General features: G+C 69.5%; 1 protein-coding gene. It reads left to right on the top strand.

The window, feature by feature from the left end; genetic code table 11:
* Positions 1-502 (top strand): Mur ligase family protein (locus KVT32_RS28610; protein WP_254637060.1); only part of this gene is annotated, 502 nt, incomplete at both ends.

Here is a 502-nt window from a genome sequence, read left to right as displayed (position 1 = left end):
CAACGAGATCGGCGTGCCGCTCACCCTGATGCGCCTGGAAGCGGCGCACCGCGCCGCGGTGGTGGAGCTGGGCATGAACCATCCGGGAGAAATCGGCCGCCTGGCCGCCATCGCCCAGCCGACGGTCGGCTTGGTCAACAACGCCCAGCGCGAGCACCAGGAATTCATGCACACCGTGGAAGCGGTGGCGCAGGAGAACGGCTCCGTCTTCGCGGCATTGCCGGCCGACGGTGTCGCCGTGTATCCGGGCGACGACGTCTACACGCCGCTGTGGCGCGGCCTGGCCGGGCATTGCCGCAGCCTGACGTTCGGCCTGGGCGACGCCTGCGACGTGCGCGCAAGCTATACCGCCACCGGCTTTGGTAACAATTTGAAAGTGACGGCCCCTTCCGGCGAATTCGCGGTGAAACTGGCCGCCGCGGGCGAGCACAACGTGCGCAACGCGCTCGCCGCGATCGCCTGCGCGCTGGCGGCCGGCATCGAACCGGCCACGATCGTGCGC

Origin of the sequence: Achromobacter sp. GbtcB20 (genome assembly GCF_019091095.1) — a bacterium.
In the GTDB taxonomy this organism is placed as follows: domain Bacteria; phylum Pseudomonadota; class Gammaproteobacteria; order Burkholderiales; family Burkholderiaceae_B; genus Achromobacter; species Achromobacter mucicolens.
This window is presented reverse-complemented; position numbering and strand designations above follow the sequence as displayed.